Below are 16,854 nucleotides of genomic sequence, written 5' to 3' on the forward strand. Positions count from 1 at the left end.
TGTCATGCCGCGCTCCGCAAGGCTTCTGTATCTTTTGCAAAGGCGTCGCGCAGCAAAGCGATGACAGCGCCAGGCTCGCTGCATGTCAAAATCGCCTTGCGGCGCTCGGCCGAAACAGCGGCGGCATGCCGGTCCAGATACCAGCCTAGATGCTTGCGCGCCTGTCTCAACCCGCTTGCAACGCCGTAAAGCGCCAGCATGTCCTCATAATGTGAAACGACATAATCGGCGAGATCGGATGCATTCTCGGGCAACGCCGGAACCTGCCGGCCAGCGGCAGTCGCAGCAACCACGCCAGCGATCCACGGTGCGCCATAATGCGCGCGTCCGGCCATAACGGCATCGGCTCCCGATTGATCGAGAATGGCCGCCGCATCCTCGGCCGAGCCGACATCGCCATTGGCGACAACGGGAATCGAGACGACAGCCTTGATCCGCGCTATGGCCGGCCAGTCAGCCTTGCCATTGTAGAACTGGCAGCGCGTGCGGCCATGCACCGTCACCATCTTCACGCCCGCCTGCTCGGCCCGGCGAGCCAAAAGCGGCGCATTGAGCGCGTTTTCGTCCCAGCCGAGTCGCATCTTCACCGTGACCGGCACTTCGACCGCGTCGATAACCGCCTCGATCAGCGACAGCGCGTGATCGAGATCCAGCATCAGCGCCGATCCGGCATAACCGCCCGTTACCTTCTTGGCTGGACAGCCCATGTTGATGTCGATGATGTCGGCGCCCTCGCCCACGGCAATCCGGGCAGCCTCTGCCATATATGCCGCTTCCCTGCCGGCAAGCTGGACCATATGGACCGGAAGGCCCGGATGGCGAATACGAACGTTGAGCCCTGTCCTGCCCTTGGCCAACTCGCCGCTGGCGACCATTTCCGACACGACCAGTCCGGCGCCATGCGCATAGGCACGCTTGCGAAATGGCTCATCGGTAACGCCGGACATCGGCGCCAGAAAAACGCGGTTGCGTATTTCGACGCCACCTATATCCAGCGGGTGGGCCAAGGCGGTCACATCAAGCATGCACAAAAACCAAGCAACAAATAGCGCTGCACATTATCTAGACAAGCTACGCAGCGAGCGCAACGCGCAATGACGTCACATTGAGGCGGATTTTGGAAAATGCTGGCCTTCTCACAATCTCCCGACTAAGCGTCAGCCATGGCGAACCCGTCCAACATTTCCCTGGCAGGACATGCGAACCGGATCGCGGCGGTGATTGTTGCCGCCGGGCGCGGCGAGCGTGCCGGACAGGCTGACGGACCGAAGCAATACCGCAATATCGGCGGGCGCGCCGTCATCGCGCACACACTGGAAACATTCCTTTCGCACCCACGCGTCGATGTTGTCGTCGTTGCGATCCATGCCGACGACAGGGAGCTTTTCGAACAGGCGGTGGGAGCGCATTTTGAACGCGTCATTACTGTCGTTGGCGGGCCGACGCGACAGGAATCGGTGCGGCTTGGATTGCTTGCACTGCAGGACCACGCGCCAGCCAAGGTGCTGATCCACGACGCGGTGCGGCCATTTGCCGACAACGATCTTGTCAGTCGCACCATCGATGCGATCGGTGGATCCCAAGGAGCGCTGCCGGCACTGCCCGTCGCGGACACCTTGAAACGCGAGGCGTTCGGAGGTTTGATCGGCGAAACCGTGCCGCGCGCCGGCCTGCATGGTGCGCAGACACCACAAGGCTTTCCTTACGCGGAAATCCTCGCTGCGCACGAGCGGGCACATCAACTCGGCCGGCATGATTTCACCGATGACGCGGCCATTGCCGAATGGGCAAGCATCCCGGTCATGCTCGTGCCTGGCTCGCCGGACAATATGAAACTCACCTGGGCGAGAGATATTTCAATGGCTGACCAGAGGCTCAAGACAATGGCTCCAAGCTTTCCCGATGTCCGCACCGGCAACGGCTATGATGTCCATTCGTTTGAAACTGGCGACCATGTCACCCTTTGCGGCGTTGCCATTCCCCACGGCAAAAAACTATCGGGTCATTCGGATGCCGATGTCGGTCTCCACGCCCTTACCGACGCACTGCTGGCAACCTGTGGAGAAGGCGATATCGGAACGCATTTCCCGCCCTCCGATCCCCAATGGAAAGGGGCTGCCTCACATCTGTTCGTCGAGCATGCGGTCAAGCTGGTGCGCGAGCGCGGCGGACGCATTGCCAATGCCGACGTGACTCTCATTTGCGAAGCGCCCAAAATCGGCCCCCACCGCGACGCAATGGTTTCGGCGCTAGCCAACATGCTCGGCATTGCTGGCGGGCGCATTTCGATCAAGGCAACCACCAACGAGAAGCTGGGATTTATCGGCCGCGAGGAAGGCATCGCGGCCATCGCGACCACAAGCGTCATCTATCCTGGAGAGGTGCCGGAGTGACCGAAGCAGGCGCTGGCGAAGTCAAGCAGTCCGGTATCGGCGATCTGACCAGCCGTTTCTTGCAGGCGTGCCAAAGACATGGCGTTCTTGCGGCGACTGCGGAAAGCTGCACGGGCGGCCTTATCATCGCGGCAATGACGGATATTCCCGGCTCGTCATCTACGGTGGATCGCGGCTTTGTCACCTATTCCAATGAAGCCAAGGTTGACATGTTGGGCGTAGCGGCTGCAACGCTGGACGCGTATGGCGCGGTCTCGTCCCAGACCGCCCACGAAATGGCCAAGGGTGCGCTGGAGCGATCAAGGGCGGGCATCGCGCTCGCCGTAACCGGCATTGCCGGTCCCGATGGCGGCAGCGCCGACAAGCCGGTCGGGCTTGTCTGGTTCGGCCTTGCACGTAGCGGAATGCCCGTGGTGACGGAAAAGCGCGTTTTCGACAATCGCGGTCGCGACTTCATCCGCCGCGAAACAGTGCGCCATGCCCTGACCATGGGGCTCAGCGCGCTAGCTGGTTAACGCTCGTCAGGCAGCGCCAGGCGTCGGTGTTCCCGTCCCGTAGATCACGTCGGCGCGCTTCTCGAATGCTTCCGAAAACATGCGGAAGGCCCGGTCGAACATCGTTCCCATGACCGCGCCAAGCAATCGGTTCTTGAACTCGTAGTCGATGAAAAAGCGCACGAAGCAGCCGTCGCTCGCCGGCTCGAACCCCCAGACATTGCTGAGGTATTTGAACGGGCCATCGATATACTTGACGTCGATGGCCTTCTCGTCGGGCTTCAGCAGAACCTGGGTGGTGAACGTCTCGCGGATCGCTTTGTAGCCGACACTCATGCTCGCAACGAGCAGGACACGCCCATCCCGCTCCCGGCGGGACTGTACCGTTAGCGCCTCACACAGAGGCAGGAATTCGGGATAGCGCTCGACGTCTGCGACCAACGCAAACATCTCTTCCGGCGAATGGGCGACACGGCGGGTGGCTTCGAATTTCGGCATGAAACAGAAAAGCTATACTGACTTTGCAAGGGCGGCTTCGCGCGCCGCCCTCAAACGTGCAAAATCCTCGCCGGCATGATGCGAGGACCGTGTCAGCGGGCTCGACGCCACAAGCAGGAAGCCCTTGGTCTTGCCGATCGTCTCGAACGATTTGAATTCCTCCGGCGTGACGAAACGGATCACCGGATGGTGCTTCTTCGTTGGCTGCAGATATTGCCCGATGGTCATGAAGTCGACATTGGCTGAACGCAGATCGTCCATCAGTTGCAGCACTTCATTGCGCTCCTCGCCGAGCCCCACCATGATGCCGGACTTGGTGAAGATCGACGGGTCGAGTTCCTTCACCCGCTGCAGCAGCCGGATCGAATGGAAGTAGCGAGCGCCGGGACGCACCGTCAGATAGTTCGACGGCACGGTTTCCAGATTGTGGTTGAACACATCGGGCTTGGCCGCCACGACAATCTCCAGCGCACCGTCCTTGCGCAGGAAGTCCGGGGTGAGGATTTCGATCGTCGTCTTGGGCGTCGCCGCGCGAATGGCGTGAATGACTTCCGCGAAATGCTGCGCGCCTCCATCTGAAAGATCATCGCGATCAACTGACGTGATGACGACGTGACTGAGCCCCATCTGCTTGACCGCATGTGCAACGCGCTCCGGCTCATTCGAGTCGAGCGCGGTCGGGATGCCGGTTGCGACGTTGCAAAAGGCGCAGGCGCGCGTGCAGATCTCGCCCATGATCATGAAGGTGGCGTGCTTCTTTTCCCAGCATTCGCCAATGTTGGGGCAGCCCGCCTCTTCGCACACCGTCACCAGCTTGTTCGATTTAACGATCTCGCGCGTCTCAGCGTAGCCCTTCGAAACCGGCGCCTTGACGCGGATCCAGTCGGGTTTGCGTAAAACTTCCTGATCGGGGCGATGCGCCTTCTCCGGATGCCTGACGCGGGGCGGATTTGCGATGTTGTCGAGGACGGTGACCATATTCTATCCGTTCTGTCGTGGGCACTTCATAGCGCCCACAGGGCCAATGTCATCTAAGGCTTTTTGCCGCAAAGAAAAAGGCCGCCGCGACTCATGCCGCTGCGGCCCATTCTGGGTGGTGATCGTGATGTATGCTATCTGCGCACGAGCCGTCCGACGAAGATGAGAATACAGGCGCCGATGAAGCCGGTGATCAGATAAGCTCCCCACCCGGCTCCGAACGAGCCAATGTTGGCCGCCTGCAAGATCGCGTTCAGCACTATTGCACCGACAATGCCCAAAATGATGTTCATGAAGAGGCCCATATTGCTCTTCATGACCATTTCGGCCAGCCACCCGGCCAACCCACCTACAATGATGGCTGCAACCCAGCCCACGCCGTTGACGTCCATATGCCTGATCCTTTTGACACGGATTAAAATGCATATGGAAACGTCCTAGCCTTCCTTTGGGTTCCATCGGGCAAGCCTGGCCTCAGGCATTCAGTGCCCGGCCATAGGCATCGAGCACACTCTCCTTCATCATTTCTGACAGGGTCGGGTGCGGGAACACCGTGTGCATCAGTTCTTCCTCGGTGGTTTCGAGGTTCATCGCCACGACGAAGCCCTGGATGAGCTCAGTGACTTCCGCGCCAACCATGTGCGCGCCGAGCAACTGTCCGGTCTTCTTGTCGAAGATCGTCTTGATGAACCCCTGGTCTTCGCCAAGCGCAATGGCCTTGCCGTTGGCTGCAAACTGGAAGCGTCCGACACGGATGTCCCTGCCTTCCGCCTTGGCCTTGGCTTCGGTCAAACCGACCGACGCCACCTGTGGATTGCAATAGGTGCAGCCGGGGATCTTGGATTTGTCGAGGCCGTGCACGCCCGGAACATTGGCGATCTTCTCGATGCAGATCACGCCCTCATGCTCGGCCTTGTGGGCCAGCATCGGCGGGCCGGCGACGTCGCCTATGGCGTAGATGCCCGGCACGTTGGTGCGGCCATAGCCGTCCACGATCACACAGCCGCGATCCGTCTTGATGCCAAGCGTCTCAAGACCGAGATTCTCGATATTGCCCTGCACGCCGACAGCGGAAATCATGCGCTCGGCGATGATCTTCTCGACCTTGCCATCCTTCATCTCGACATGGGCAGTGACCGAATTGGCACCCTTCTCGACCTTGGTGACCTTGGCCTCGAGAATGATTTTCATGCCTTGCTTTTCGAACTGCTTCTGCGCGAATTTCGAGACTTCGGCATCCTCGACGGGCATCACCGCGGGCAACAGTTCGACCACGGTCACCTCAGTTCCCATGGTGCGGTAGAACGAGGCGAATTCGATGCCGATCGCGCCAGATCCCATGACCAGCAGCGACTTAGGCATTTCCTTCGGAACCATCGCCTCGAAATAGGTCCAGATCAACTTTCCGTCCGGCTCGATGCCGGGCAGCGCGCGTGGTCGCGCACCGGTGGCGAGGATGATGTGTTTAGCCGTGTAGGTGCCCTCGCCTTTGGTGCCTTTGGGCACAGGGTGTTGCGGCTCCATCGGTTTCTTCGAAGTCTTGGAAACCACGATCTCGCCGGGCTTGGTGAGCTTGGCCTCGCCCCAGATCACGTCGACCTTGTTTTTCTTCATCAGGAAGCCGACGCCACCGTTCAGACGCGCCGACACGCCGCGCGAACGCTCGACGACTGCCTTGACGTCTGCCGTCACCGGTCCGTCTATCTTGAGGCCATATGCGCCAGGATGATCGGCATAATGCTTGATCTCGGCGGACCTGAGCAGTGCCTTGGTCGGGATACAGCCCCAATTCAGGCAGATGCCGCCCAGATGCTCGCGCTCCACGATCGCCGTCTTCAAGCCGAGTTGGGCAGAGCGCACGGCAGTGACATAACCGCCGGGACCGGAACCGATGATGATGACGTCGTAATTCTCAGCCACGGAAATCTCCTTGGTTCAAAGTGCCGGGACGGGAGCAGCGGCAGGCACCGGCCGGCACCAAGCCGCTCCATTCCGCGCTTGTGTTCACACCAGCATGGCAAAAGGGTTTTCGATGAGGCGCTTGAAGGCGCCGAGCAGTTCGGCGCCCAGTGCGCCGTCGACCGCCCGGTGATCCGTCGAGAGCGTCACCGACATCACGGTGGCTATTCTGATCTCGCCGTTCTTCACCACCGCCCGTTCCTCGCCTGCCCCGACCGCAAGGATCGTCGCATGCGGCGGGTTGATCACCGCGGCAAAATCCTTGATGCCGAACATGCCGAGGTTCGACACAGCCGTCGTGCCGCCCTGGTATTCCTCCGGCTTCAGCTTGCGGGTCCGGGCCCGCGCNTCCTCGCCTGCCCCGACCGCAAGGATCGTCGCATGCGGCGGGTTGATGACGGCGGCAAAATCCTTGATGCCGAACATGCCGAGGTTCGACACAGCCGTCGTGCCGCCCTGGTATTCCTCCGGCTTCAGCTTGCGGGTCCGGGCCCGCGCGGCCAGGTCCTTCATCTCGTTGGAGATYRCMGACAGGCTCTTTTCCTCGGCCCGCCGCACGATCGGCGTGATCAGTCCGCCSGGGATCGACACCGCCACCCCGACATCGGCGTGCTTGTGCTTGACCATGGCGCTTTCGGTCCAYGACGCATTGGCGTCCGGCACCTGCGCCAGCGCCAGCGCCATCGCCTTGATGATCATGTCGTTGACCGACAGCTTGTAGGCCGGCGCCTCGCCCTTTTCGGTCTTSTTGACCGGGGCTGCATCGTTGAGTTGCTTGCGCAACGCCAGGAGCGCGTCGAGTTCGCAGTCGAGCGTCAGGTAGAAATGCGGGATGGTCGACTTGGCCTCGACCAGCCGCCGCGCGATCGTCTTGCGCATGTTGTCGTGCGGCACCAGGTCGTAGGAACCTTGCTCGAACAGCTTGAGAACGGCATCGTCGGACATCGGCCTGGGCGCAGGCGCTGCGGCCGACGCGGTGACAGAAGCAGAAGCGGCTTTCGCACCACCATCGGCTATCGCAGCATCAACATCGGCCTTGACCACACGTCCGCGCGGGCCACTGCCGGNCGACGCGGTGACAGAAGCAGAAGCGGCTTTCGCACCACCATCGGCTATCGCAGCATCAACATCGGCCTTGACCACACGTCCGCGCGGGCCACTGCCGGAAACGGACGCAAGGTCGAGTCCCGCCTCGCGCGCCAGCCGGCGGGCAAGAGGCGTGGCTCGCACGCCGCCACTTTCGCTGTCAGCACTTGCAGAGGAAACGCCCAGCGAGGCGGAGGGGGCTTCCTTTCCCAAGCTTGTTACCGGCAGGGCAGCAGCGACCTCTGCGGGCTTCGCTGAGGTCTCGCTTGCCGGCGGCGCGACCGGTGCCGCTCCAGCAGCCTCGCCTTCGGCATAGATCCACGCCACCGCCTGGCCGACGGGAATGTCCACGCCTTCCTTGCCGGTGACATTGCGCAAGATGCCACTGGCCGGCGCGTCGATTTCCATCGCGGCCTTGTCGGTCTCGATCTCGAACAGCACTTCGCCTTGCTTGACGACCGCGCCCTCCTCGACGAACCAGCGTGAAATCTGCCCGGTCGCCATGTCCATGTCGACCTTGGGAAGGATGACTTCGACCGGCATGAGCTAGCGGACCCCCTTGGCCAGATCGCGGGCGGCCGCAACGATGTCGGGCACTTGCGGGACCGTCGCCTTCTCCAGGTCGGGATTGTAGGGGATCGGCGTTTCCGCCCCGCCCAAGCGCACGATCGGCGCATCCAGATAGTCGAACGCCTCGCTTTCGGCGATCATGGCGCTGACTTCCGCGCCGATGCCGAGCGTCTTCACCGCTTCGTAGACGCAAAGCAGTTTCGACGTCTTCATGACGCTGTCGATGACCGTCTGCTTGTCCATCGGCCGGATGGTCCTGAGGTCGACCACTTCGATATCGATGCCCTCGCCGGCAAGCGTCTCGGCTGCTTCCAGCGCCTTGTGGACCATGATCGAGGTGGCGACGACGGTGAGGTCGCGGCCCGCGCGGCAAATTTCGGCCTTGCCGATCGGCACCGTGTAGTGGCCCTCGGGCACCGGGCCCTTCATCTTGTAGAGCAGCTTGTGCTCGAAGATCATCACCGGATCGGGATCGGCAACCGCGGCAAGCAGCATGCCCTTGGCGTCGTGCGGTGTGGCCGGCTGGATCACCTTCAGCCCCGGAACATGGCCGAGCCAGGCTTCCAGGCTCTGGCTGTGCTGGGCCGCGGCCCCCGTGCCGGAGCCGGCCGGAAAGCGCATGACCAGCGGCACCGAAACCTCGCCGCCCAGCATGAAGCGCATCTTGGCTGCCTGGTTGACGATCTGCTCCATGCCGAGGGTGGCAAAGTCGGAGAACTGGAACTCGAAGATCGGCCGCATGCCGGTGACGGCGGCACCCACCGCGACACCCGCGCCGCCAAGCTCGGAGATCGGGGTATCCATCACCCGGTCTGTACCGAAGCGCTCGACCAGATCGCCGGTCACCTGGAAGGCACCGCCGTAGACGCCGATATCCTCGCCCATCAGGAAGACCCGATCGTCGGCTTCCATGGCAAGCGCCATCGCCTCCTGGATCGCCTGCGCATAACTTAGTTCACGCACTGCCGCGTCCATCACGCCACCTCGGTATAGACGTAGCGGCCGAGGTCGCCGAGTTCAGGCGCCGGGCTCACCTTGGCGAATTCGATACCGGCGGCGATTTCCTGCTTCACCGCCTCGCGCACCGCCTCGATGCCCTTGTCGTCGATGATGCCGAATTCCTTGAGTTCGGTTTCGAACAGCATGATCGGGTCGCGGTTCGACATCCAGTCCTCGATCTCTTCCTTGGTGCGGTAGCGGTTGCGGTCGCTCTTGGAGTGGCCGCGATAACGGTAGGTCTTGGACTCGATCAGCGTCGGCCCCTCGCCTGCCCGCGCCCGCTCTGCAGCGATATGCGAGGCCTCCGCCACCTCGGAGAAATTGTTGCCGTCGACGATGACGCCGGGCATCGAATAGGCTGCCGCGCGGTCGGCGATGTTCTTCACCGCCGTCGAGCGCTCGGTCGAGGTCGACATGCCGTAGCCGTTGTTTTCGCAAACGAAAATTACCGGCAGCTTCCAGATCGAAGCCATGTTGAGCGCTTCGTGGAACGCGCCTTCATTGTTGGCGCCGTCGCCGAAGAACGACACCACCACTTTGCCGGTCTTCATGCGCTTGGCAGACAGGGCCGCTCCAACCGCGATCGGAATGCCGCCGGCAACGATGCCGTTGGCGCCAAGATTGCCCTTGGCGACATCGGCAATGTGCATGGAGCCGCCGCGTCCCTTGCAGTAGCCGGTGGTCTTGCCGAAGAACTCGGCAAACATGCGCTTGACGTCGGCGCCCTTTGCGATGCAGTGCCCGTGGCCGCGATGCGTCGAGGTGATCTGGTCGTCCTCGTTCAGCGGCGTGCAAATGCCGACGGCGCTCGCTTCCTGGCCGATGGAAAGATGCATCGTGCCGTGGATGAGGCCGCGCATGTAGCTGTCCTCCGCGCCTTCCTCGAAGCGGCGGATGAGGTACATCTTGTAGAGCACGTCCCTGAGTTGTTCAGGAGAATACTGCCGATAGGCAAACGGCTGATTGGTCTGCTCGGGCGAAATAGCTTTCCTGGCCGTTGCCATGATCGGCCTCCTTAACCGTAGACCAGTTTGTCTTGGCGGGCGCGCAGTTCGGCGATCTTGGAACCCGGCGCCGGCGCCGCGTTGGCATAGGTGATGAGTTCACCCTTCTTGATCGGCGCGCTCACCGATCCGCCTTGCAGCAGGCCGCATGGAATGGCCTTGGCGGCATGGGCTTCCGGCGCGGTCATGATCCAGGCGCGGTAGCAGTACTCGCCGATGGCGTCGAGTTTCTCACCCGGCTGCATATCCTTCTTGGCGACAGCGCAGACCTCGGCGACGGGCTTGGCCAGCGGCACCATGTCGGCCTTGCCGTAAAGCACGACGCGCGCGCAGGTCAGCGGCACTTCCAGCGAAGTCAGATGAAAAGGCCGATGGAAGGTGAAATAAGGACCCTTGCCCATTTTCAGATCTTCCATGCGCTCCGAAATGCGCGGATGCGACATGTCGGCGATGACGAACACGCCGGGTGCGACGCCCTTGCCGATCGAATAGTCGACGACGCCGACCTTCGACAGCACGCCGCCATCCTTTTCCGGCACCAGCACGCTGGAAAGCTGGTCAAGCGTGGCGGCCGGACCGTGCATGCCGGGCTTGTCGGGCACCAGTCCGGTTGCATTGGCGATTGCCGCCATCTCGACCATGGTCTTGGAGCCGTCGACGAACTCGACCAGCATGCGCACGTTCATGTGGCGGCGCCTGGCTTCCTCCTCATAGGCAGGCGGCGTCGCGTCGATGTTGAGCGGATTGTTCTTGCCCTTGCCGGCGGCGACGATCGGATGGCCCATGGCGGAGACGAATTCGATCAGTTCCATGCACGACGACGGCTCGTCGCCGGCACCTAGCGAATAGGTGACGCCCAGCCGGTCGGCCTCGCTTTTGAGATAAGCGCCGATGGTAACGTCGGCCTCGACGTTCATCATTACAAGATGCTTGCCGTGCTCCATGGCGTGCAGGCCGATCTCGGCCCCGACCGCCGGCACCCCGGTAGCATCGATCACCACGTCGATCAGGTCGTTGGCAATGATGAGGTTGGCATCGTTCGTTATCGCGATCTTGCCGGCCTCCATCGCGGCGGTCATGTCGCCGGCATTGGAAACCTCGCGCGAATAGCCCTTCTCGCGATAGGCGATGTCGACAGCCCTGTGGGCGTTGGGAATATTGAGTTCGGAAATGGCCCCGATCTCGATGCCCGACATGTGCGCCACGCGGGTAACGATGTCGGTTCCCATCTCGCCTGAACCGATCAGACCGATGCGGATCGGCTTGCCGGACGCTGCGCGTTCCTTCAGATCACGGGCCAGACCGATTGGGGCAACATTGATGGTCATTTTTCATTCCTCCGCGAAAGCCGACGCCGAGTCATGATTAATGAACATGTGTCTTTCAATCAAGGCGAATGTTCATTTTGGGGCGAATACAGCGCGTTCGACGCGTTTCAACGGGGACAAGGCCCGTCTGAAGCGGGCAGTCCTGTCGATGATGGCTCGTTGAAGGTGAGAACTGCGTCCGCCCGGGAGGCTTCGACTATTCGGCAGCTTTCAGTTCCTCGGCGAAGTCGGCGCCATCAAGGATGGTCGCGACATCGTCGGCGCTGAGGCTGATCGTATAGCGCTGGCTCGATCCCTTGCTGTAGATATCGTTGACGACGATGGTCAGGACAATCTCGTCTCCGGCAACCGACACATCTTCGGCCATGATCGCTCGTGCGAAGATTTCTTTCGGATTGCCATCTCGCTTGGCTGGGCGCACGGATATCTTCATGCCCTTGCACAGTGCAGCTTCCGTGCCATTGGCTTCTGTGCCGATCTGGGACAGAAAACTCCTGTGAACATACGCGACGCGTTGAAAGTTCGTTAACCGTGGCGAACTAGCCTGTCCCGCCATGACCCACCGCGCCCAAACCTGGACGTTTCTGATCGCCAGCAATCTGGCGTTCTGGATGTGGCTTTGGCACGTCGTCGCCTGACGCTGCCGCCAGCAGAATTTTTCACGTCAGGGCGAAGCGATACTCGGTGACCTGCAAATAGGTCTCGCCGGGCCTCAGCACCGCCCCGGCGAAACCGGGGTGGTGGATTGCATCGGGAAAGCGCTGCGCTTCAAGGCACACCGCTCCGAAACGCTGCGATGCACCCCCTCCCCTCAGTACCTCGCTGACCGGCAGCGACCCACCGTCATAGAGTTGCAGGCCCGGCTCGGTGGTCCACACCTCCATTGCCAGGCCAGAGCGGTCTCCTTCCAGCCTTGCGGCCAGACGCGGCTCGCCGAAGGGCGTCATCGCAAGCACGAAATTATCGTCGTAACCGCTGTGCAGCCCGCCCCCTTCATTGCGGATCGGGCGCAGGTTTCGGAAATCGAACGCCGTGCCGGCCAACGGCCTGATCTCGCCTGTCGGGATCAGGTCGTCGCCGACAGGCGTGTAGGCTCCAGCCTGGATCATCAGGCGATGATCGAGGACGGTGCCGCCGCCGTTCAAATTGAAATAAGCGTGGCCGGCCATGTTAACCAGTGTTTCGCGGTCCGTTTCGGCCCGCAATTCGATGATGAGGCGATCAGGCCCCAGCATATAGCGGCAGGTTGCATGCACTTCGCCGGGATACCCCTGGTCTCCGTCCGGCGACACAAGGCTGAGCAGAACCGATTCAGCATTGTGCTCCTCGACTTGCCAAACCCGCGAGAAGAAGCCGCCGGCACCGCCATGCAGGTGCGTCCTGCCTTTCTCGTTGAGGTCGAGTTGATGAGACTGACCGCCGAGCGCCACCTTGCCGCCGCCGATCCGGTTGGCCGAGCGCCCGACAATGGCGCCGAAAAACGCGCCGTGGCTCTTGTAGGCTTCGAGGTCGTCGAACCCCAGCACGACGCTTTGGCGCCCTTCGCGCGTCGGCACGATCAGATTGGCAAGCGTTGCGCCATAGGCAAGCACACTGGCCGACAGGCCGCCTTTGCTGATCTCCAGCGCATCGAGAGATCCGGCGTCGCCCTCTTTGTTGCCTGGGGTCATGAATATCGCGCCGCCTCTGGGTACTTGTCGCACGTCGTAAGCTTTCTAGCCTTCGCGCAGCCCCGGCGCCACATTCCTTTGCGGTTGGAAACCGGGCGCGCTCGGCGGAAACCTTGCCGCGTCATTTTGCACGAACGACAAAACCCGCCTGTCGGCGTCTCCGGGGACGCCGACAGGCGGGCAGCATTCGGTGGGTGCGATCAGGATTCGCCCATGCCTTAGGCAGGCTTCGACGCATGGCCCGCACGGACCTTGTCCTCGATCTGCTGGCCGGTCGCGGCGTCGACGCTCTTCCAGTACTTGAAAGCGCGGCTCAGCACCGGCTCGCGCACGCCGCCCAACAAGGCGCCGGCCACCTGATCGACGAACTGCGCGCGCTGCGCGTCGTTCCAGACTTCACGCACGAGCTTGCCCGGCTGGCTGAAGTCGTCGTCCTCGGCATGCAGCGTGTAGGCGCTGCGCGTCATTTCGCCATCGGTTTCCCAGCCGTCTTCCGCCGGGCCGGTCTCGTCGGCCCATGTGCGGCCGCCGCTATTGGTCGCGTAGACCGGCGCGTTGCCGGTGTGGTCGAAGGCCATCTGGCCGTCGATCATATAGGTGTTGACCGGCACCTTCGGGCGGTTGACCGGCAACTGGTGGAAGTTGGTGCCGATGCGGTTGCGCTGCGCGTCGTTATAGGCGAAGGCGCGGCCGAGCAGCATCTTGTCCGGCGACAGGCCGATACCCGGCACCGTGTTGCCCGGCGAGAACGCCGCCTGCTCGATCTGGGCAAAGAAGTTTTCCGGGTTGCGGTTCAGCGTCATGGTGCCGACCTTGATCAGCGGATAGTCGGCATGCGGCCACACCTTGGTCAGGTCGAACGGATTGAAGCGGTAGGTCTTGGCTTCGGCATAGGGCATGATCTGCACCGACAGCGTCCAGCTCGGGTGCTCGCCGCGCGCGATGGCGTCGAACAGGTCGCGGCGGTGGAAGTCGGCATCGCTGCCGGCAACATCCGCCGCTTCGGCGTTGTTGAAGAACGCCATGCCCTGGGCGGTGTGGAAGTGGTACTTCACCCAGAATTTTTCGCCCTTGGCGTTGATCCACATATAAGTGTGCGACCCGTAGCCGTTCATGTGACGCCAGGTGCGCGGCAGGCCGCGCTCGCCCATCAGATAGGTGACCTGGTGCGCCGTTTCTGGATTGTTGGTCCAGAAATCCCACTGCATGTGATTGTCGCGCAGGCCGGAATCGGGAAGGCGCTTCTGGCTGCGGATGAAGTGCGGGAACTTCATCGGGTCACGCACGAAGAACACCGGCGTGTTGTTGCCGACGAGGTCGTAATTGCCTTCGTCGGTGTAGAGCTTCAGCGAGAAGCCGCGCACGTCGCGCCACGTGTCCGGGCTGCCGTTTTCGCCGGCCACCGTCGAGAAGCGGGCAAGCATGTCGGTGGTGGCGCCCTTCTGGAACAAGGCGGCGTTGGTGAATGCGGAAACGTCTTCGCTGACGGTGAGAACGCCGAACGCGCCGGCACCCTTGGCGTGCGGCTGGCGCTCCGGAACCTTTTCGCGGTTGAAATGCGCCATCTGCTCGAGGAAATGCACGTCGTGCAGCAGGATCGGGCCGTTGGCCCCGAGCGTCAGCGAATTGCGGTCGCTGGGTGCCGGAGCGCCTGTGCTCATCGTCGATCCGGTGCCTGGCTTCTTGTCCGTCATGGTGTCATTCCTTTCCGGGCCGTTTCCGGCTCGCTTTCAACAAAATCTTTGATTTTTAGGGGGGCGTTCGCCGTGCTTATTTCAGCGTCAAGTCGCCCGATAAAGGACGCGGAACTGCGGCGGGACGGGTTGCCCCATCACCTGCCCCGGGACAGTAAGAACGGAGATAATCTGTCCGGTTTCGACGCCGCGTTCCAAAAGAGCGGCATTCAACGCCACAACAGTGTCATCGGTGTAGAGCTCACGCACTCCGCCGGTTTGAGTCAAATTCAGATTTTTATTTTCGACACCCATGGTAATACTCCTGATACTTCCGATTGCGCAGGCACGGCGGCAAAACACCCTCTTGCGAATGTTTCTTGCTCTTAAAAGGCCGGATTTCAGCTGCCTGGCAGGCGTGGCTTCAAGTTAGGAAACATTGACGATAAGATCAAATCAGATTACATGCCATATACGATAAGGAAAACTGATCGAAATGATCTCGCTGAAGCAGCTGAAATATTTCGACGCGGTAGCCCGCTGCGGGCATTTCGGCAAAGCCGCAGAGCAATGCGCCGTTACCCAGCCCGCTCTCTCGATGCAGATCCAGGAGTTGGAGAAATTTCTGGAAGTACAACTCTTCGAACGAGGCCGTGGGTCCGTCATGCTGACCAGCAGCGGCAGGAGCATCGCGCTTCGCGCAGCGCGCATTCTTTCCGAAGCCCGCGACATCGTCGATCTTGCGCGGCAAGACGGCAAATCGCTGTCCGGACCACTTGGGTTAGGGGTTATCCCGTCAGTCGCGCCTTACGTTCTTCCCCGGTTGTTGCCTTCGATTCGCCATACATATCCTGACCTGGACCTCCGCCTGCGTGAGACGCAGACCCAGTTCCTGCTGCGTGAACTCCTTGATGGGAGCCTCGATCTTCTTTTGCTCGCGCTGCCTGTCGACGATCCGGCCATCGAAACGCTTCGACTTTTTGACGATCGTTTCCTGTTGGCGATGCCGCAATCGAAGCGGATATCCAACCATGTGCGAGCTACGCCCGATATGGTCGAAAGCGACAAGCTGTTGCTTCTGGAGGAAGGCCATTGCTTCCGGGACCAGGCCCTGACGTTTTGCGGACTTCGACAGGTCGAAAATGCCGCCACGTTTGGCGTTTCAAGTCTGTCCACGCTTCTGGAGATGGTCACCAACGGTTTTGGGATGACGCTGATCCCGGAAATCAGCGTGGGGGTGGAAACCAAGCGGGGAAATTTTCATTTGATGCGGTTCGAAGATCCCGAACCGAAGCGCGTCATCGGGTTGGCCTGGCGCAAGAGTTCTCCGCGCAAGCGCGATTTCATCGAACTGGGAGAAGTCATAACTGCCTCGACCAAGCAATTGCGCAAACAAGTGGCTGCGCACATCGAGTGAAGCCGCGGCCGTCCGAGCGCTTGTTCCCGCGCATCCTGCATCATCCAAGTTGAGCCCTCACGCACGATATGGAGCGGATCCCCCAGGCCGCCGAGATTGCGTCAAGCGAGATATGACCCGGCCTAAGGCGGCCCGGCCACGACCTTTAGGTTAGGCATCTGGTACAGCGCAGTCGAAAGAGGGACATTGTCGGCAACGGCCGGCGCGGCTCGGCGTAGCACATGCTCCACGCCCTGCTGGACGAACGGACGCTGTCCATCGGCAATGATAGCAAGGCTGCGCCGCGTCCGAGTCATGGCGACGTAGAAAAGGCGGCGTGGGGCATCTGGATCCTTGCCCTTCTTCTAACAGCCTTAGGTCTGGCTCCATCTGATCAAGCAGATCGAGCAAGCCATTCTTATCCTGTCGAGCGTCCGGCCGTTGTCCACAATGACGGTGCTGAAATGCTTGCCGCTGAGCGCTGCGCTGCAGGCGTCTATGCGCCCGTAGCGCACCAGTTCGGCTCCTTCCCGTCTACCGTGACGAGGTGGCGAAGGGCTTCACGATATCCGGAGGGCATATCGTCCTGACGCATTGGCCTAAGGATCAATTGACCCCCATCACGAACGCGATAGGAAATCAGTGGGATCGACAGCGTGGGGACAAAGGCCGCAAACCACGCCGAAAGCACTCGGGAGGAGCCGATGGGCTGTTGGTTTCCACGCGGAACTGAGCCGGTTAGGCGCATAATTTCCATTGAGAATTGAGCCATGTGAACCTTCCCCCAACGCGGTGAGTGGCGGGGG

16 protein-coding genes and 2 pseudogenes are annotated in these 16,854 nt (G+C 61.4%); 3 read left to right on the forward strand and 15 right to left on the reverse strand.

The window, feature by feature from the left end:
• Positions 1–2 precede the first annotated feature (2 nt).
• Positions 3–1,025: a tRNA dihydrouridine synthase DusB gene (gene dusB, locus ASD64_RS06545; RefSeq protein WP_056102534.1), complete on the reverse strand. Its 1,023-nt coding sequence runs from the start codon at positions 1,023–1,025 to the stop codon at positions 3–5.
• A gap of 138 nt (positions 1,026–1,163) precedes the next feature.
• Between dusB and ASD64_RS06550 the strand changes: the two genes are divergently transcribed.
• Together ASD64_RS06550 and ASD64_RS06555 are read left to right on the forward strand one after the other, a co-directional pair.
• Positions 1,164–2,393 carry a bifunctional 2-C-methyl-D-erythritol 4-phosphate cytidylyltransferase/2-C-methyl-D-erythritol 2,4-cyclodiphosphate synthase gene (locus tag ASD64_RS06550; RefSeq protein WP_056102537.1) on the forward strand — a complete coding sequence of 410 codons (1,230 nt, stop codon included), beginning with the start codon at positions 1,164–1,166 and terminating at the stop codon, positions 2,391–2,393.
• A 35-nt stretch (positions 2,394–2,428) separates the two neighbouring features.
• Positions 2,429–2,908 carry a CinA family protein gene (locus tag ASD64_RS06555; RefSeq protein WP_056102631.1) on the forward strand — a complete coding sequence of 160 codons (480 nt, stop codon included), beginning with the start codon at positions 2,429–2,431 and terminating at the stop codon, positions 2,906–2,908.
• A 6-nt stretch (positions 2,909–2,914) separates the two neighbouring features.
• Here the strand turns inward: ASD64_RS06555 and ASD64_RS06560 are convergent, their stop codons facing one another.
• From ASD64_RS06560 to ASD64_RS06615, 14 genes and pseudogenes are all read right to left on the reverse strand, one after another.
• Positions 2,915–3,385 (reverse strand): type II toxin-antitoxin system RatA family toxin, encoded by a 471-nt coding sequence (locus ASD64_RS06560; RefSeq protein ID WP_056102539.1) that lies wholly within the window; start codon positions 3,383–3,385, stop codon positions 2,915–2,917.
• A gap of 12 nt (positions 3,386–3,397) precedes the next feature.
• The gene (gene lipA / locus ASD64_RS06565; protein WP_056102542.1) at positions 3,398–4,363 is read right to left on the reverse strand and encodes a lipoyl synthase; all 966 of its coding nucleotides are present in this window, start codon (positions 4,361–4,363) and stop codon (positions 3,398–3,400) included.
• A gap of 134 nt (positions 4,364–4,497) precedes the next feature.
• Positions 4,498–4,755, reverse strand: coding sequence for a GlsB/YeaQ/YmgE family stress response membrane protein (locus ASD64_RS06570; protein WP_056102545.1), 258 nt, complete (start codon positions 4,753–4,755; stop codon positions 4,498–4,500).
• An 82-nt stretch (positions 4,756–4,837) separates the two neighbouring features.
• Positions 4,838–6,283: a dihydrolipoyl dehydrogenase gene (gene lpdA, locus ASD64_RS06575; protein ID WP_056102548.1), complete on the reverse strand. Its 1,446-nt coding sequence runs from the start codon at positions 6,281–6,283 to the stop codon at positions 4,838–4,840.
• A gap of 84 nt (positions 6,284–6,367) precedes the next feature.
• On the reverse strand, positions 6,368–6,670 hold a 303-nt coding region (locus tag ASD64_RS20925; protein WP_210171808.1), incomplete at its 5' end, for a 2-oxo acid dehydrogenase subunit E2.
• A gap of 1 nt (position 6,671) precedes the next feature.
• Positions 6,672–7,389 (reverse strand): annotated as a pseudogene (locus ASD64_RS21590) (2-oxo acid dehydrogenase subunit E2); the annotation flags it as partial.
• Position 7,390: 1 nt separating this feature from the next.
• Positions 7,391–7,951, reverse strand: a pseudogene (locus tag ASD64_RS21595) (E3 binding domain-containing protein); the annotation flags it as partial.
• A 3-nt stretch (positions 7,952–7,954) separates the two neighbouring features.
• Entirely contained in the window at positions 7,955–8,953 is a 999-nt protein-coding gene (locus ASD64_RS06585; RefSeq protein ID WP_056102554.1) for an alpha-ketoacid dehydrogenase subunit beta, read from the reverse strand.
• Positions 8,953–9,981 (reverse strand): thiamine pyrophosphate-dependent dehydrogenase E1 component subunit alpha, encoded by a 1,029-nt coding sequence (locus ASD64_RS06590; protein WP_156460037.1) that lies wholly within the window; start codon positions 9,979–9,981, stop codon positions 8,953–8,955. The genes ASD64_RS06585 and ASD64_RS06590 overlap by 1 nt, the downstream gene beginning before the upstream one ends.
• An 11-nt stretch (positions 9,982–9,992) precedes the next feature.
• Positions 9,993–11,309: an NAD(P)H-dependent oxidoreductase gene (locus tag ASD64_RS06595; RefSeq protein WP_056102560.1), complete on the reverse strand. Its 1,317-nt coding sequence runs from the start codon at positions 11,307–11,309 to the stop codon at positions 9,993–9,995.
• A gap of 196 nt (positions 11,310–11,505) precedes the next feature.
• Complete coding sequence (locus tag ASD64_RS06600; RefSeq protein ID WP_156460038.1) at positions 11,506–11,676, reverse strand: hypothetical protein; 171 nt, start codon at positions 11,674–11,676, stop codon at positions 11,506–11,508.
• Between the two features lie 292 nt (positions 11,677–11,968).
• The gene (locus ASD64_RS06605) at positions 11,969–12,979 is read right to left on the reverse strand and encodes an aldose epimerase family protein (RefSeq protein WP_056102566.1); all 1,011 of its coding nucleotides are present in this window, start codon (positions 12,977–12,979) and stop codon (positions 11,969–11,971) included.
• A 218-nt stretch (positions 12,980–13,197) separates the two neighbouring features.
• Positions 13,198–14,673 carry a catalase gene (locus tag ASD64_RS06610; protein ID WP_056102571.1) on the reverse strand — a complete coding sequence of 492 codons (1,476 nt, stop codon included), beginning with the start codon at positions 14,671–14,673 and terminating at the stop codon, positions 13,198–13,200.
• Between the two features lie 87 nt (positions 14,674–14,760).
• Positions 14,761–14,967 carry a hypothetical protein gene (locus ASD64_RS06615; protein WP_056102575.1) on the reverse strand — a complete coding sequence of 69 codons (207 nt, stop codon included), beginning with the start codon at positions 14,965–14,967 and terminating at the stop codon, positions 14,761–14,763.
• Positions 14,968–15,148: 181 nt separating this feature from the next.
• Here ASD64_RS06615 and ASD64_RS06620 point away from each other — a divergent pair, with 181 nt between their 5' ends.
• On the forward strand, positions 15,149–16,069 hold the full coding sequence (locus ASD64_RS06620) for a LysR substrate-binding domain-containing protein (RefSeq protein WP_056102578.1): 921 nt from the start codon (positions 15,149–15,151) through the stop codon (positions 16,067–16,069).
• The last annotated feature ends 785 nt before the right edge of the window (positions 16,070–16,854 follow it).

Origin of the sequence: Mesorhizobium sp. Root157, from assembly GCF_001427385.1 — a bacterium.
Taxonomy (GTDB): domain Bacteria; phylum Pseudomonadota; class Alphaproteobacteria; order Rhizobiales; family Rhizobiaceae; genus Mesorhizobium.

What these genes read in the sequence shown, in the direction of transcription:
- dusB (WP_056102534.1), bottom strand. Translation starts at nt 1,025, where the DNA reads ATGCTTGATGTGACCGCCTTGGCCCACCCGCTGGATATAGGTGGCGTC.
- ASD64_RS06550 (WP_056102537.1), top strand. Translation starts at nt 1,164, where the DNA reads ATGGCGAACCCGTCCAACATTTCCCTGGCAGGACATGCGAACCGGATC.
- ASD64_RS06560 (WP_056102539.1), bottom strand. Translation starts at nt 3,385, where the DNA reads ATGCCGAAATTCGAAGCCACCCGCCGTGTCGCCCATTCGCCGGAAGAG.
- lipA (WP_056102542.1), bottom strand. Translation starts at nt 4,363, where the DNA reads ATGGTCACCGTCCTCGACAACATCGCAAATCCGCCCCGCGTCAGGCAT.
- ASD64_RS06570 (WP_056102545.1), bottom strand. Translation starts at nt 4,755, where the DNA reads ATGGACGTCAACGGCGTGGGCTGGGTTGCAGCCATCATTGTAGGTGGG.
- ASD64_RS06585 (WP_056102554.1), bottom strand. Translation starts at nt 8,953, where the DNA reads ATGGACGCGGCAGTGCGTGAACTAAGTTATGCGCAGGCGATCCAGGAG.
- ASD64_RS06590 (WP_156460037.1), bottom strand. Translation starts at nt 9,981, where the DNA reads ATGGCAACGGCCAGGAAAGCTATTTCGCCCGAGCAGACCAATCAGCCG.
- ASD64_RS06595 (WP_056102560.1), bottom strand. Translation starts at nt 11,309, where the DNA reads ATGACCATCAATGTTGCCCCAATCGGTCTGGCCCGTGATCTGAAGGAA.
- ASD64_RS06600 (WP_156460038.1), bottom strand. Translation starts at nt 11,676, where the DNA reads ATGGCCGAAGATGTGTCGGTTGCCGGAGACGAGATTGTCCTGACCATC.
- ASD64_RS06605 (WP_056102566.1), bottom strand. Translation starts at nt 12,979, where the DNA reads ATGACCCCAGGCAACAAAGAGGGCGACGCCGGATCTCTCGATGCGCTG.
- ASD64_RS06610 (WP_056102571.1), bottom strand. Translation starts at nt 14,673, where the DNA reads ATGACGGACAAGAAGCCAGGCACCGGATCGACGATGAGCACAGGCGCT.
- ASD64_RS06615 (WP_056102575.1), bottom strand. Translation starts at nt 14,967, where the DNA reads ATGGGTGTCGAAAATAAAAATCTGAATTTGACTCAAACCGGCGGAGTG.
- ASD64_RS06620 (WP_056102578.1), top strand. Translation starts at nt 15,149, where the DNA reads ATGATCTCGCTGAAGCAGCTGAAATATTTCGACGCGGTAGCCCGCTGC.